Source organism: Cellvibrio sp. UBA7671 (assembly GCA_002483145.1).
Lineage (GTDB): Bacteria > Pseudomonadota > Gammaproteobacteria > Pseudomonadales > Cellvibrionaceae > Cellvibrio > Cellvibrio fibrivorans.
This window is the reverse complement of record DLHJ01000001.1, coordinates 13,125-27,979: the sequence shown is the minus strand read 5'-3', so window position 1 is coordinate 27,979 and position 14,855 is coordinate 13,125. Positions and strand designations below refer to the sequence as shown.

Here is a 14,855-nt window from a genome sequence, read left to right as displayed (position 1 = left end):
AATGAGAAATTATTTTTTTGTTGCATATAAGAATAAGCAAAAGGTGATCCAGTTCTCTTTTTTTAAGTAAAATCAATGATTTGCGCGCCAAGCACAATTCTGAATTGTAAATTTTTTCGACATTGATCGACTTTAGGCCTGGCAGTATGCTGACCCATCCTTATTATTCACAAGCTTGATAAATATGACCGATCCTTTCCAGGCTGCCGCGCTGGACGAATACCAAAAGGCCACCGCCCAACTGGAGTCGAGAAGAGACCCGGCGACGGCGCTGCAAAAATCTTACACCCGCTACGACACTCTCATCGCGCGCGCGATGGAGGCATCGCCGATCAAACCGGCGTGCAAAGCGGGCTGCGCATTTTGTTGTCACTACAAGGTGGAAGTGCGTGCGCATGAAATATTGCTGATCAAAGATTACATGAACAAAACATGGAGTGAAGAAAAAATCACGGCGGTGCTGGCCGACGTGGAAGCCAATGCGGCGATCATTCGCACTCTCTCACCCGAGCAGCATCTGGTGACTAATATCCAGTGCGCTTTGCTACAGGACAACCAGTGCAGTATTTATCCCGTGCGCCCGTTTCGCTGCCGCAATTTTCATTCGACCGATGCAAATGCTTGCGAGCAATCCCACGGTGACCCGGGCAATATGGATATTGCTACGGGTATGATTGAGGACATCGCCATGCTCGCCGATGCTCATACGCAAGGGTTTGAAGCTGCAGCCGAACATACGGGTCGCGACAACCGGGTTTACGATTTCAGTACCGCACTGCTGGAGGCGTTCAGCGACAAGAGCGCGACCAAACGCCACCAGCGTGGTAAAAAGACCTTTCAACAGGCAATCGAAGTGATTCTGTGAAATAGCCAATCCCCTATTCCCAAATTTGCTACGTCACCAGGTCTACAACAGATCAAGTGCTATAGTGAAGCTGTCTTTTGTGTCTAACGACGGGAATCCCTTATGTCTGAGGCTGTGCCCCTTTTATTTCGTCGCCCGCGCGCGCTAGCGCTGCTGGTGCTGGCGATTTGCCTCAGCCTATCGACAGTGGTGATTTGGCAATTGGAGCAAAATCAGCGCCATGCCAAACGCGCCGATGTGGAAAACCTCGCGCAAAACCACACTTTTTTGGTGCGCGATAGCCTTGATCAGGCGCTGACACTCAATTATTCCTTCGCTGCGATGGTGCGTTTGGGGCAAGGATCCACCGGCCGCTTTGAAGATGCTGCCCGTGAACTATTGCCCTACTTTGACAGTGTTTCTCACGTGAGCCTCGCCCCCGGCGGTATTATCACGCGGGTGTATCCTTTGGAGGGCAATGAAAAATCCGTCGGTCTCAATTTGCTGGAGGACTCCTTCCAAAACAAAGAAGCCCTGCGTGCGCGCGATACCGGCAAGCTGACCCTCGCTGGCCCGGTCAATCTGGTGCAAGGTGGTTTGGGTGCGGTGGCGCGTTTGCCCGTATTTTTGGAAGATCAGGGCGGTCGTCATTTTTGGGGTTTTACGCTGGTGGTGATCCGTATCAATCGCCTGCTGGAAACCGCCAACCTGACCCAGCTTAATGATCAAGGAATGGCTTACCAACTTTGGCGCACAAATCCTGATACCGGTGTGAAGGACACTATCGCGGCCAACGCTCCTGAACAGCTGAACAACCCGGTGCACAAGTCCTTTGCAGTACCTAACGGCACCTGGACACTCAGTGTCGCGCCCATCGAGGGCTGGATTAACGGTTGGCGGCTGTGCGGTGAAGCACTGGTGGCGTTGATACTCAGCCTGCTGCTCGCGTATCTGGCCCGATTGATGGTTATGCTGCAAAGGCAGCACCTGAGTTTGCAGGATGCGGTTAGTGAGCAAACGCGCGAATTACTGGTTGCGCGCGCACACTTGCAAGCCACGCTTGATGCGATCCCGGATCTCTTGTTTGATATAGACCTGAACGGCATTATTCACAGCTATCACACCAACCAACCTGATTTGCTCACGGTTCCACCCACTAAGTTTTTGGGTAAAAGTTTCCATCTGTTTTTGCCTGAGGACGCCTGCATCGCTGTTCACGAAGCATTGGATGAAGCCTTGGAAAAAGGTGTGTCCTCGGGTAAGTGCTATTCGATTATGATCCCGCGTGGCCCAGCTACGTTTGAGCTGTCGGTATCGCGCAAAGCGGATGACCACTCTGGCGTTCCGCGTTTTTTAGTGCTCAGCCGCGACATCACCCAGCGCAAGGAAAACGAAGCGCGGATTAACAATCTGGCGTTTTTTGATTCGCTCACGCAATTGCCCAATCGTCGCCTGCTGTACGAGCGTCTTGGGCATGCAATTGCCACCAGCCGACACCAACAGAGTTTGGGGGCGCTTTTGTTTATTGATCTCGACGATTTCAAAACGCTCAACGACAACCGCGGTCACCACATTGGCGATTTATTATTGATTGCTGTCGCTGAGCGCTTGAAGCAGGCCCTGCGCCGCCAGGACACAGTCGCGCGTCTGGGCGGAGATGAGTTTCTGGTGGTGCTTGAAGGGCTTGATCAGGAGCGCAATTCCGCCGCCTCACAAGCGCAACAAATTGCCGAAAAAATTCTCGCCAGTCTTAACAACGCCTATCAATTGGAAGGCCAGGATTATTTCAATTCGCCCAGTATCGGCCTGTGCTTGTTTGGCGATCAGGATGTAGCGATTGATGATTTGCTCAAACAAGCTGACCAAGCCATGTACCACGCCAAGGCTGCGGGACGGAATACCTTACGTTTTTTCGATCCGGAAATGCAGGCAGTTACCGCACAGCGTTTTGCGCTGCAAAATGAAATTCGCGAAGCACTGCAACAGCGCCAATTCCAGCTTTACTATCAGCCGCAAATGAATCATGTCGGAAAAGTGGTGGGCGCAGAGGCATTAATTCGCTGGATACATCCGCAGCGCGGCATGATCCCCCCACTGGACTTTATTCCGCTGGCAGAAGAGTCCGGATTAATCCTTGCGCTCGGCAACTGGATTTTTGCCACCGCTTGCGCGCAATTGGTTGAGTGGAGCAAATCAACAGTAACGGCGGATATTGTGCTCTCGGTCAATGTCAGTGCACGGCAATTTCAACACCCGGATTTTGTTGCGCAACTGCTATTAATTATCCATGGCAGCGGAATTAATCCGCACAGACTTAAGCTCGAACTCACCGAAAGCATGCTGGTGGCCAACCAGCACGACATCATCACTAAAATGGATGCGCTCAAAACCCACGGCATTAAATTTTCACTCGACGATTTTGGCACCGGTTATTCGTCGCTTTCCTATTTAAAACGTCTGCCGATTAGCGAATTGAAAATCGATAAATCCTTCGTCAACGACATATTGTCCGATACTAATGGTGCCGCTATCGCGCGCATGATTATTCGCCTCGCACAAAGCATGGAATTAACGGTAATCGCGGAAGGGGTAGAAACCAAAGCGCAGCGCGATTGGCTGGAAAGTGAGGGCTGCTTTAGATATCAGGGTTATTATTTTGGTAGGCCAGTGGCTATTGAGAATTTTCCATTGCCTACTGAATAAATTTTGGTGGTACATAAGCCCTGCAATTGCAGGGCTGAGTCTTTTATTCCGCTGGAATCAATCCTAAATTTTTCACAATTTGCGCGGTCGGTTCGGTCTGGTTCATTGTGTAAAAGTGCAGGCCGGGCGCTTCGTTTTCCAGCATGACTTCGCACAGCTCTGTTACCAACTCTATGCCGAACGATTTTAAGCTGGCTTCATCGTCGCCGTAATTTTCCAATGCTTTGCGCAACCAGCGCGGAATTTCTGCGCCACAAGCATCGGAGAAGCGGGTCAAATTTTTGTAATTGATGATCGGCATAATACCGGGATAAATTGGCTGGGTAATTCCCGCTTTCTGGCATTGATCAACAAAATAAAAATACGAATCTGGATTAAAAAAGTATTGGGTGATGGCGCTGTTAGCACCCGCATCAAATTTACCTTTCAAGTAACCCACATCGTCGCTGTAGCTTTTGGCTTGCGGATGAATTTCCGGATAGGCTGCCACTTCCAAATGAAAGTGATCGCCAAAGTGTTTGCGAATAAACGCCACTAATTCATTGGCGTAAACCAACTGATAAGCGCCGCCTACACCGGAAGGCATATCGCCACGCAAGGCAACGATGCGATCGACACCCGCGTTCTTGTATTCCTGAATTAAGGTTTTAATGGTTTCTTCATCGTCGCCACCAAAAGACAAATGCGGCGCTATGCTGACGCCATCGGCTTTGAATTGGGTGACTATGCCTTTGGTGTTGTCGCGGGTTGAACCACCAGCACCGTAGGTGACGGAGAAAAAATCCGGCGCAAAGGCATTTAATTGGTCGCGTACTTTGATGAGTTTTTCTTTCCCTTCAGTGGTTTTTGGTGGAAAGAATTCAAAACTTAAACGCGGTTGTGAGTCGTTCATGATATTTCCTGATGTCGCGGGCGATATGCTTATCGCCCGCGCAAATAAAATTAATATTTGTAAGATTCCGGCTTGAATGGGCCTTCTACTTCCACGCCAATATATTCAGCTTGTTGTGAGGTAAGTTTGGTAATCACACCACCGAAGCCTTCCACCATATCTTTAGCGACTTCTTCGTCGAGTTTTTTCGGCAGTACACGCACGTACAAATGTTCTGCTTTTTGCTCTGCTGGCAAATCGGCAAATTTGCGCTCGTACAAATACATTTGCGCGAGAACCTGGTTGGCGAAAGAGCCATCCATAATGCGCGATGGGTGACCGGTTGCGTTGCCCAAATTTACCAGGCGGCCTTCCGACAAAATAATCAAATGATCGTTGGTGGCTTTATCGCGATACACTTTATGCACTTGTGGTTTAACTTCTTCCCATTCCCAATTTTTGCGCATAAATGCAGTGTCAATTTCGCTGTCAAAGTGGCCGATATTACACACCACTGCATTGCGTTTTAAGGCGCGCAACATGGCTGAGTCACAAACATTGACGTTGCCAGTGGTGGTGACTACCAAATCGGTAGTGCCGAGCACGATGTGATTAATGTCTTCGTATTTGCCGGTGTTGATGCCATCGTTGTAAGGCGATACAACTTCAAAACCATCCATGCACGCTTGCATGGCACAGATAGGATCGATTTCAGTAATTTTTACAATCATACCTTCCTGGCGCAGTGACGCGGCAGAACCTTTACCCACATCGCCGTACCCCACTACCAATGCTTTTTTACCCATCAGCAAATGGTCAGTCCCGCGTTTAATTGCATCGCTCAAGCTGTGACGGCAACCATATTTGTTGTCGTTTTTGCTTTTGGTCACTGCGTCGTTCACGTTGATGGCGGGCACTTTTAATTGGCCTTTTTTCAACATGTCGAGCAGGCGGTGAACACCGGTGGTGGTCTCTTCTGAAATGCCGTGGATTTTATCGAGCATCTGCGGATACTTTTCATGCACTATCTGTGTTACATCGCCGCCGTCATCGAGAATCATATTGGCCGCCCATGGCTTGCCATCTTTGTTGATGGTTTGCTCGATGCACCACCAGAATTCTTCTTCAGTTTCACCTTTCCACGCAAATACCGGAATGCCGGCAGCCGCGATTGCAGCTGCAGCGTGATCTTGCGTGGAGAAAATATTGCACGATGACCAGCGCACTTCTGCACCCAGATCCACCAATGTTTCAATTAATACTGCGGTTTGGATGGTCATATGGATACAGCCAATAATTTTTGCATCGGCCAGTGGCTTACTCGCTGCATATTTGCGGCGCAGTGCCATCAATGCGGGCATTTCACCTTCGGCGATTTCAATTTCTTTGCGGCCCCAGTTTGCGAGGGACATATCGGCAACTTTGTAGTCGGTGAAGCTCATAATAAATTCCTGATTAATCAACAAATGGTTGATATTTTATTCCGTCATTCCTGCGAACGCAGGAATCCATTTTTACAAGAGCTGGATCCCCGCGTGTGCGGGGATGACGATGGGTTATAAATCAATTTTTACAGCGCTTTCTTCAATGCATCCGCTTTATCGGTTTTCTCCCAAGTAAAATCGGGCAGCTCGCGACCGAAGTGACCGTAGGCCGCAGTCTGGCGATAAATCGGGCGTTTCAAATCGAGCATTTGGATCAGGCCGCGCGGACGCAAATCAAAATGTTCGCGGATTAAATCAATAATTGCGCTGTCGGCAATTTTGCCAGTACCAAAGGTGTTAATTGAAATTGACGTGGGTTCTGCAACACCAATCGCATAACTCACTTGAATTTCACATTTGTCCGCCAACCCAGCGGCGACAATATTTTTAGCAACATAGCGGCCAGCATAAGCAGCAGAGCGATCAACTTTTGATGGATCTTTACCAGAGAAAGCGCCGCCACCGTGACGAGCCATGCCGCCGTAGGAATCCACAATAATTTTGCGCCCTGTCAAACCGCAATCACCTACTGGGCCGCCGATAATAAATTGACCGGTAGGGTTGATGTGGTATTGCGTATCTTTGTGCAACCATTCAGCAGGTAATACGTGCGCAATAATTAATTCGCGCACAGCTTCGTGAATTTCTGATTGTTTTACACTGGGGCTGTGTTGGGTTGAGAGAACCACTGCATCAACTGCAACGGGTTTACCATTCTCATAACGCAATGTTACCTGGCTTTTTGCATCGGGGCGCAACCAAGGCAACACGCCGCTCTTGCGCAGTTGTGCTTGTTTTTCTACCAAGCGGTGCGCATAAAAAATCGGTGCGGGCATTAATACTGCCGTTTCATTGGTAGCATAACCAAACATTAAACCCTGGTCGCCAGCACCCAAATCTTTATCGTCTGCCTCATCCACACCCATGGCGATGTCAGCAGATTGTTTGCCGATTGCATTTAATACTGCGCAGCTTGCGCCATCAAAGCCGACATCGCTTGAGTTGTAGCCGATATCCAAAATTACCTGGCGAATCAAATCTTCCAGATCGACGTAAGTGGATGTGCGCACCTCACCGGCGACAATCGCCATGCCGGTTTTTACCAGCGTTTCTACTGCTACGCGCGCATTGGGGTCATCTTTTAAAATTGCATCGAGTACGGCATCAGAAATCTGATCCGCTAATTTATCGGGATGGCCTTCAGAAACGGATTCGGAGGTAAAGACGGAATATTCGGACATGATTTTTCCTTGCAAATAATATTAAAGAAATTTGTAGCCCCTATGGAGTGAAGCGTAATACGGGGTTGTTATTCACATCATCAATCGTTCCCGTATTTCGTTACACTCCATACGAGTTACGTATTAAATTATTAAAAAGTTAAAAATTCATCGGTTTAAAAAATTGTCGTAACTGAATCTGGAATCCGTTGCGCAACGCAAAATAAACGCTCTGTCCTTCATCTAACTTTGCTGCCTGCGCCCAGCGAGAAAAATCCTGTGGTTCAAAACCCTGCCATAAATCGCCGCAGGCTTCGCGCGCCCATGCTTGTTCGTGGCGACAGAGGTCGCAGATCAGTAATGCACCGCCAGGTGCCAACACATTGCTTAAATCCTGAAAAATATCCGCGGGCGATGGTGTGTGGTGCAGCACCATATTCACCAATATGCAATCGGCCAACACTTTATGGCCGAGTAAACTTTGTGTGTCGCCGTGGATAAATTCGATATTGCGCAAGTTTTTTTCGCCGGCAAAGGCGCGCGCTTTGTCGAGCATGTTGGCAGCATTATCGAGTGCAATCACGTGGTTAAATTGTTGTGCAATCACTGCCAGAAATTCACCTTCACCCGGACCAATTTCGAGCGCGAGTTTTTTATCGCGCAGGGCAGTGTTGTTGAGTAATTGTGTCATCTGCTCGGCGTAGACGGGGTAGCTGGCGATCAAATCTTGTTGTGCGCGAAATTTATCGGCGTTCTCGCTAAAAAATTGTTGTGCGGCCTGGCTGCGTTCTTGCTGCAATTCGCGGATAGGTTCACGCAGGTGATCGGCAATTGGCAGGGTATCCACAGTCGCAAACAATTGTTGCTGTAATGCAGCGAGCGGATGATCTGGCGCTAAATAAGCGCGGCGGTAAAAAATGGAATTGGCTTCGCGCCGCGAACTCAGTAAACCGGCGTTGTTGAGCACTTTAAGGTGATGGCTCATGCCCGACTGCTTGATCGAAAAAATCCGGCACAGCTCCAATACCCCGAACGAATCCTGGCTGAGTACGCGCAAGATTTCCAGACGCAGCGGATCGCCCGCCGCCTTGAGCAGGTTGGCGAGTGGACTGAGCGGGGTTTCCAATTCGACGACATCGGTCAGAACGGGAAGCGCGTTTGGGTCGTTGGGCAGGGGTTGGTTCATGGTGTGATCAAGTGGTGACAAGTGCTGAGCAGTCTAGCAGCCCAAAAAACCTATATCAAAATATTTTGATATAGGTTTTAGGCTTTTTTGTGAGGATTTGTTCTGAATGGATGCTTTTTCGATCTGTAGTGCCCCGTTTATGGATTAATTGTGCCGATCAGGTCGCTTATTCCTTTACGGACGGCGCTTGCTGGGCGAAAATGCCTGCCCATTTTGTCAGTGGCCGCTCGTTGTATCTTGAGCGACCACTCCCAGCGACGGCGGCTGGAACCCAATGACACAAAAGCCCATCAGAGGCCTGTAATAAGTGGCAATTGCCCATTAGTGCTTTGCAACCCCAGGGTGCCCTGAACCGCATAGGTGGTCAGGCAAACCGCGCCCACCACAACAGCAATCAACTTATCTTAGGAGCCTTGAGTTTCATGCCAACTCGCCAACATCTTGCCAATGCCATCCGTGTCCTTTCGATGGATGCCGTACAAAAAGCCAATTCAGGCCACCCGGGCGCCCCCATGGGCATGGCGGATATCGCCGAAGTTCTCTGGAATGACTTTTTAAAACACAACCCCCAGAACCCTGATTGGGCTGATCGCGACCGCTTTGTATTATCAAACGGTCACGGCTCCATGCTGATTTACTCGCTGTTGCACCTGAGCGGCTACGCTGTGTCGATGGAAGACCTGCAGCAGTTCCGCCAATTGCATTCCAATACCCCTGGCCATCCTGAGCGCGGCTATACCCCGGGTGTTGAAACTACCACCGGTCCGCTGGGCCAGGGTATTGCCAACGCTGTTGGTTTTGCGCTGGCAGAAAAAGTACTCGCGGCGCAATTCAACCGCGACAGTCATGACCTGGTTAATCACTTCACCTACTGTTTCCTCGGCGATGGCTGCATGATGGAAGGTGTTTCCCATGAGGCCTGTTCGCTGGCCGGCACTCTGGGCTTGGGTAAACTTATCGCCTTCTACGATGACAATGGCATCTCTATTGATGGCCATGTTGAAGGCTGGTTTACCGATGACACGGCAAAACGTTTTGAAGCCTACGGCTGGCAAGTCATCCGTTCCGTGAATGGACATGACCCGGTTGAAATCAAAACTGCAATTGAAACGGCGCGTGCTGAGACACAAAAGCCAACGTTGATCATCACAAAAACCGTTATCGGTTTCGGTTCACCTAACAAACAAGGTTCACACGATTGCCACGGCTCACCACTCGGTTTGGAAGAAGTGGCGTTGGTACGTAAAACCCTGAAATGGGAATACGAGCCATTTGTGGTTCCAGCCGATGTGTATGAAGGATGGGATGCAAAAGCCAAAGGCGCTGCGGCAGAAAAATCCTGGAGCGAAAAGTTTGCGGCTTATAAAGCAGCCTATCCGGAATTGGCTGCCGAATTTGATCGCCGTGTAATCAAGGGTGAATTGCCAGCGGACTTCGCTGCAAAAGCGGAAGCTCTTATTGCCGAGACCCAAGCCAAAGGCGAAAAAATTGCGAGCCGTAAGGCATCGCAAAACACCATCGCGTCTTTTGTTGAATGGTTGCCTGAAATCCTCGGCGGTTCTGCCGATCTCGCTGGCTCCAACCTGACGTTGGTGAAAAAATCCAAAGGCGTGGAAGCGGGCGATGCAAGCGGTAACTATGTGTATTACGGTGTGCGCGAATTTGGTATGAGCGCGATCATGAACGGTGTTTCTGCTCACGGTGGATTTATTCCTTACGGCGCAACCTTCCTGATGTTCCAACAATACGCTGCTAACGCCGTGCGTATGTCAGCGCTGATGAAATTGCGCAACGTGTTCGTTTATACCCACGACTCAATCGGTCAAGGCGAAGACGGTCCGACTCACCAGCCAATCGAAGTGCTCGGCACTTTGCGTTTGACGCCAAACCTGGAAACCTGGCGCCCGGCGGATAGCACTGAATCGGTTGTCGCCTGGAAAGCCGCGGTTGAGCGTAAAGACGGTCCTGCGGCGTTGGTGTTCAGCCGTCAAAACCTGGATTTCTTCGCGCGTGCTCCCGAGCAAGTTGCCAACATCGCCAAAGGCGGTTACGTGCTGGTTGATTCCGTAGGCGAGCCAGAAGCCATCCTGATCGCTACCGGTTCAGAAGTGGGTGTTACTGTGAAAGCCGCAGAAGCGCTGAAAGCAAAAGGCAAAAACATCCGTGTTGTGTCTATGCCTTCGACTTCTGTGTTTGATCAACAAGATGTTGCCTACAAAGAATCAGTATTGCCTATTAGCGTAGGTGCACGCGTTGCCGTTGAAACTGCACACGCCGATTTCTGGTACAAATATGTCGGCTTCGATGGCCGCATCATCGGCATGACCACGTTCGGTGAATCAGCGCCGGGCAATAAACTGCTCGAACACTTCGGCTTCACTGTCGATAACATCGTCAGCACTGTTGAAGAATTGTTGGAAGACTAAGTAAGAAAAAAACACCCGGCGCGAGTCGGGTGTTTTGTTTTATCGCAGTATTTTTTTGAATTATTCACATTCATGTGAAGTATAAAAAGGCATTTGGTTTTATTCGGAGCTTCTTCGTAAAGGTGAAAAACATGACCGTAAAATTAATGAAAGACCAGGATCTCGCTGGCAAGCGGGTATTGATTCGTCAGGATCTGAACGTGCCGTTGGAAGATGGCCGCATCACGTCTGCTGTGCGTATTGATGCATCTATTCCGACTATCAAGGAAGCCTTGGCGAAAGGCGCAAAAGTGATGGTGATGTCGCATCTCGGTCGTCCCGATGAAGGTGTTTACGATGAAGCTGCTTCGCTTGCTCCTGTTGCAAAATACCTGAGTGAAAAATTGGGTCGCAATGTGCCGCTCGTTAAAAACTGGGTCGACGGTTTTGCGATGGAAGGCGATTTGGTGTTGCTCGAAAATGTGCGCTTCAATGTGGGCGAAGGCAAAAATTCTGATGAGCTGTCGAAAAAAATGGCGGCCTTGTGCGATGTGTTTGTAATGGATGCTTTTGGCACCGCGCACCGCGCGCAAGCATCAACACACGGTGTTGCGAAGTTCGCACCTATCGCCTGTGCAGGTCCACTGCTCTCAGCGGAATTGGAGGCCTTGGCAAAAGTATTGGATAAACCAGCGCGTCCATTGGTTGCTATCGTTGGTGGCTCAAAAGTCTCAACCAAATTGAGCGTGTTGGATGCGCTGTCGAAAATCGCAGACATCCTGGTTGTTGGCGGTGGTATCTCCAATACTTTCGTGGCAGCTGCAGGCAATCAAGTTGGCAATTCACTGTACGAAAAAGATTTGATCCCTGAAGCACAGCGTCTGTGCAAAACGACTGAAGTGGTTTTTGCGACTGATGTACGTGTCACCAAAGAAGGTTTCAAATCCTGGAATCACAACTCAGTCGCGACGGTTAAAAAGCCAAGCGAAATTCAGGCTGATGAAGAAATTATCGACTACGGCCCTGAAACTGCAGCACGCGTTGCAGAAATTATCAAAAACGCTAAAACCGTATTGTGGAATGGCCCTTGCGGCGTATTCGAATTCGATGCGTTCGCCAAAGGTACTGAAACCATTTCACGCGCAATTGCTGAGAGCGATGCATTCTCTGTTGCGGGTGGCGGCGATACGCTGGCGGCAATCGACAAGTGGAACCTGGCTGACAAAATTTCGTACGTGTCTACCGGTGGTGGTGCTTTCCTTGAATTCGTTGAAGGTAAAGTATTGCCTGCAGTAGCCATTCTGGAAGAGCGCGCCAAAGGCTAATCACCTGCAGCTGCAAAAAAGGCGATCTTCGGATCGCCTTTTTTATTTCCAGTGTGCTGTCCCACTTTCGCAGCTGCCTAAAGTGAGGGTAACCAAACCGTAAATCGGCTAAAGGTGGGACGACAACCCAGCGCCCAAGGACGATTCTGTTCTCCTGCTGCATCCATCATTGGTTATGCAGATAACAATAAAATAGTGGGAGATAACAAGATGAAAAAATATCTGGCAACAGCAATGTCTGCGCTCTTGGTTGCAAGTTGTTATGTACAGGCCGATAGCGCCCATTACCCCAAAATTCCGGTCGCTGAATATCAGGATAAAGTGAAGGCTTCATGGTTAGGCCAAATTATTGGCAATACCTATGGGCTCTCCTACGAGTTCAAATTTATTGACCAGCCGGGGCCCAACAAATTTCCTTATGGTTTTGGCGAATACCTTGCGAAAGTAAAAGAGGTCAATGGCGCGTTTTCTGATGACGATACGGATATCGAATACATGTATTTGTTGCAGATGGAAAAGCACGGCAGTACGCCGTCTTATTCAGCGCTGGCGAATGCATGGCAAGATCACGTGCGTGAAAAAGTCTGGGTGGCCAATCGGCAGGCGGTGGCATTAATGCATGCTGGATATTCGCCGCCGCTCACCGGGCACAAAACATTAAATCCGCAGTGGTTTCAAATTGATCCGCAATTGGTTAATGAAATTTGGGCAGTGACTGCGCCGGGCATGATGAATTATGCCGCTGCAAAAACCCGCTGGGCTGGGCGTATTACCAGCGACGATTTTGGTATTGATCCCGCCGTTATGTACGGCGCTATGTTTTCCGCCGCGTTTTTTGAGCGCGATATTGAGCGCTTGATTGCCGCAGGTTTGGCAGCGCTACCGACGCAGAGCCGGTTTGCGGCGATAGTGCGGCATATGCAACAGCTGCACAAAAAATATCCCGATGATTGGCAAAAAGCGCGTGCGGTAATGGCAGAGCATTATTATCGCGCATTCGATTACAACAAAAATGCCTGGTTGGTGGTTGATGCGAATTTAAACGGCGCCTGTGCCATTCTCGCACTTTTATACGGCGAAGGGGATTTTCAAAAGACGCTCGATATGGCAAGTGCAATGGGTTTTGATGCAGACAATCAAGCAGCCAGTATGAGTGGTTTATTGGGAATTGTTGGCGGCACAGCGATATTGCCGAAAAATTTATTGTTCCCCATCCCGGAGTTAAACTGGAGTCAGCCCTATAATGATCGTTATATTAATGTCAGCCGGGTTGGCCTGCCCGATGCGCGCATTAGTGAATTGGTTGCGCGCATGGCACACGAAGGGGAAAAAATTATTCTGGCGCATGGTGGAAAAAAGATTGTTGAGAAGGGCGTTGAATACTATGTAATTAATACCGACGCGAAATTTTCCGCACCGCTGGAGCTACCTTCTGCGCCCGTGTTGTTTGCTGAGCAAGATCAAATGTTTTCGTTTGATACTGGTGTCGATATTTCCGCGAGCGATGAAAAATTAACACTGCTCAGTAGTGCGCTACCCTCGGGATTGCAATTGCGCTCCGGTGTCATCTCGGGCGTGCCAAAAGCCTCCGGATTGTATCGATTTAACTTGCGTTTGGCGCGCGGGCAAAAAACCATTGAGCACGAATACGTTATCGAGGTGCACACCCGTAATCTTGCCGCTGCGGCAACTGAGGTTTTGCACAATATAAATGATCCACAAAAAGGAGAATCGCTTGCGCAAATACTACGCGATGGCCAGCTCGAAACAACTTATTACAGCACTGAAAATGCGGTGACAAACAAGCAGGATTTTTACGGCTTTAGCTGGGAGCAACCACAAACTATTTCGGTACTGCGCTTTAATCCTGGTACGCCCAAAGAATTTGCCGGCTGGTTTACGTCGTTGCAGGTGCAATATCTGGATAATGCGGGTGAGTGGCAAAATGTACAGCAACTGCAGATAGCACCATCAATAAATTTTGATAATTCCCAATGGTTAAAAGGGATTGGTATAAATCACACGCTTTCATTCGCACCAGTTACGACAAAATCGATTCGAATTATTGGTGCTGCAGGTGGTGTTGAACGCGATAGTTTTAACGGCGGCGGTCGCGAGTTTTTCACAGGGATTAGTGAATTGAGTGTGCACGAACGCTAAGCTGCAGTTGTGTTGGAAAAACGGGAATAAAAAAATGCCGGTATCAAACAATACCGGCATTTTTATTTATAACGCTTTAATTTGTAAGATCTGCAGAAACATTAATCGCGTTTGGTGGCGGTTTGGAATAGACGCTGTTTGTCGCGCGCCCAATCGCGTTCTTTTTCAGTTTCGCGTTTATCGTGCAGTTGTTTACCCTTGGCGATGGCGATTTCCAATTTAATCAAATGTTCTTTCCAGTAGAGCGCGGTGGGCACTACTGTGTAGCCTTTTTGTTCTACCGCTTCTTGCAGGCGACTAATCTCGCGGCGATTGAGCAGCAGTTTGCGGTTGCGAAAAGGGTCAGTCACAAAATGCGTGGACGCGCTTAGCAGCGGTTGGATTTGGGCAGCTTGCAACCAGGCCTCGTTATTTTTAAACACCACGTAGCAATCAGTGATATTGCCTTTACCCGCGCGCAGGCTTTTGACTTCCCAACCGGTGAGTGCAATGCCCGCTTCAAAACGGTCGTGCAGTTCGTAATCGAACTTGGCTTTTTTGTTGAGGGCGATAGTGCTGCCTTGGTTTTTTTGCGTTTTTTTGGCCATGAACTCAATACTACTCAGGGTATGTCGTCAAACGGGCGGGCATTATATCGGCAAAGCCCGCGCTCTGTCT

10 protein-coding genes are annotated in these 14,855 nt (G+C 49.3%); 5 read left to right on the top strand and 5 right to left on the bottom strand.

Translation table 11 applies throughout. From position 1 onward, the window contains the following. Positions 1-184 precede the first annotated feature (184 nt). Both B4E62_RS00095 and B4E62_RS00090 read left to right on the top strand, forming a co-directional pair. Positions 185-865 carry a YkgJ family cysteine cluster protein gene (locus B4E62_RS00095; protein WP_331350594.1) on the top strand — a complete coding sequence of 227 codons (681 nt, stop codon included), beginning with the start codon at positions 185-187 and terminating at the stop codon, positions 863-865. Between the two features lie 102 nt (positions 866-967). Beyond that, on the top strand, positions 968-3,547 hold the full coding sequence (locus B4E62_RS00090) for a bifunctional diguanylate cyclase/phosphodiesterase (protein WP_310074627.1): 2,580 nt from the start codon (positions 968-970) through the stop codon (positions 3,545-3,547). 43 nt (positions 3,548-3,590) lie between these two features. Here B4E62_RS00090 and metF read toward each other — a convergent pair whose 3' ends face one another. The 4 genes from metF to B4E62_RS00070 form a co-directional block, all read right to left on the bottom strand. After that, the gene (gene metF / locus B4E62_RS00085; RefSeq protein WP_310074626.1) at positions 3,591-4,439 is read right to left on the bottom strand and encodes a methylenetetrahydrofolate reductase [NAD(P)H]; all 849 of its coding nucleotides are present in this window, start codon (positions 4,437-4,439) and stop codon (positions 3,591-3,593) included. Positions 4,440-4,489: 50 nt separating this feature from the next. Further along, entirely contained in the window at positions 4,490-5,860 is a 1,371-nt protein-coding gene (ahcY, locus tag B4E62_RS00080; protein WP_331350593.1) for an adenosylhomocysteinase, read from the bottom strand. A 128-nt stretch (positions 5,861-5,988) separates the two neighbouring features. Continuing rightward, positions 5,989-7,143, bottom strand: a complete 1,155-nt coding sequence (gene metK, locus B4E62_RS00075) for a methionine adenosyltransferase (RefSeq protein WP_310074623.1) — start codon at positions 7,141-7,143, stop codon at positions 5,989-5,991. Positions 7,144-7,282: 139 nt separating this feature from the next. Further along, positions 7,283-8,308, bottom strand: coding sequence for a metalloregulator ArsR/SmtB family transcription factor (locus B4E62_RS00070; protein WP_331350592.1), 1,026 nt, complete (start codon positions 8,306-8,308; stop codon positions 7,283-7,285). 422 nt (positions 8,309-8,730) lie between these two features. Between B4E62_RS00070 and tkt the strand changes: the two genes are divergently transcribed. From tkt to B4E62_RS00055, 3 genes are all read left to right on the top strand, one after another. Then, entirely contained in the window at positions 8,731-10,734 is a 2,004-nt protein-coding gene (tkt, locus tag B4E62_RS00065; RefSeq protein ID WP_331350591.1) for a transketolase, read from the top strand. Positions 10,735-10,865: 131 nt separating this feature from the next. Beyond that, a complete protein-coding gene (locus B4E62_RS00060; protein WP_310074620.1) occupies positions 10,866-12,038 on the top strand; it encodes a phosphoglycerate kinase in 1,173 nt (390 codons plus the stop codon). A gap of 210 nt (positions 12,039-12,248) precedes the next feature. After that, a complete protein-coding gene (locus B4E62_RS00055; RefSeq protein ID WP_331350590.1) occupies positions 12,249-14,198 on the top strand; it encodes an ADP-ribosylglycohydrolase family protein in 1,950 nt (649 codons plus the stop codon). Positions 14,199-14,299: 101 nt separating this feature from the next. On the opposite strand, the gene smpB is transcribed toward B4E62_RS00055, so the two are convergent. Then, positions 14,300-14,785, bottom strand: a complete 486-nt coding sequence (smpB, locus tag B4E62_RS00050; RefSeq protein ID WP_331350589.1) for an SsrA-binding protein SmpB — start codon at positions 14,783-14,785, stop codon at positions 14,300-14,302. Positions 14,786-14,855: the final 70 nt, after the last annotated feature.

What these genes read in the sequence shown, in the direction of transcription:
- B4E62_RS00095 (WP_331350594.1), top strand. Translation starts at nt 185, where the DNA reads ATGACCGATCCTTTCCAGGCTGCCGCGCTGGACGAATACCAAAAGGCC.
- B4E62_RS00090 (WP_310074627.1), top strand. Translation starts at nt 968, where the DNA reads ATGTCTGAGGCTGTGCCCCTTTTATTTCGTCGCCCGCGCGCGCTAGCG.
- metF (WP_310074626.1), bottom strand. Translation starts at nt 4,439, where the DNA reads ATGAACGACTCACAACCGCGTTTAAGTTTTGAATTCTTTCCACCAAAA.
- ahcY (WP_331350593.1), bottom strand. Translation starts at nt 5,860, where the DNA reads ATGAGCTTCACCGACTACAAAGTTGCCGATATGTCCCTCGCAAACTGG.
- metK (WP_310074623.1), bottom strand. Translation starts at nt 7,143, where the DNA reads ATGTCCGAATATTCCGTCTTTACCTCCGAATCCGTTTCTGAAGGCCAT.
- B4E62_RS00070 (WP_331350592.1), bottom strand. Translation starts at nt 8,308, where the DNA reads ATGAACCAACCCCTGCCCAACGACCCAAACGCGCTTCCCGTTCTGACC.
- tkt (WP_331350591.1), top strand. Translation starts at nt 8,731, where the DNA reads ATGCCAACTCGCCAACATCTTGCCAATGCCATCCGTGTCCTTTCGATG.
- B4E62_RS00060 (WP_310074620.1), top strand. Translation starts at nt 10,866, where the DNA reads ATGACCGTAAAATTAATGAAAGACCAGGATCTCGCTGGCAAGCGGGTA.
- B4E62_RS00055 (WP_331350590.1), top strand. Translation starts at nt 12,249, where the DNA reads ATGAAAAAATATCTGGCAACAGCAATGTCTGCGCTCTTGGTTGCAAGT.
- smpB (WP_331350589.1), bottom strand. Translation starts at nt 14,785, where the DNA reads ATGGCCAAAAAAACGCAAAAAAACCAAGGCAGCACTATCGCCCTCAAC.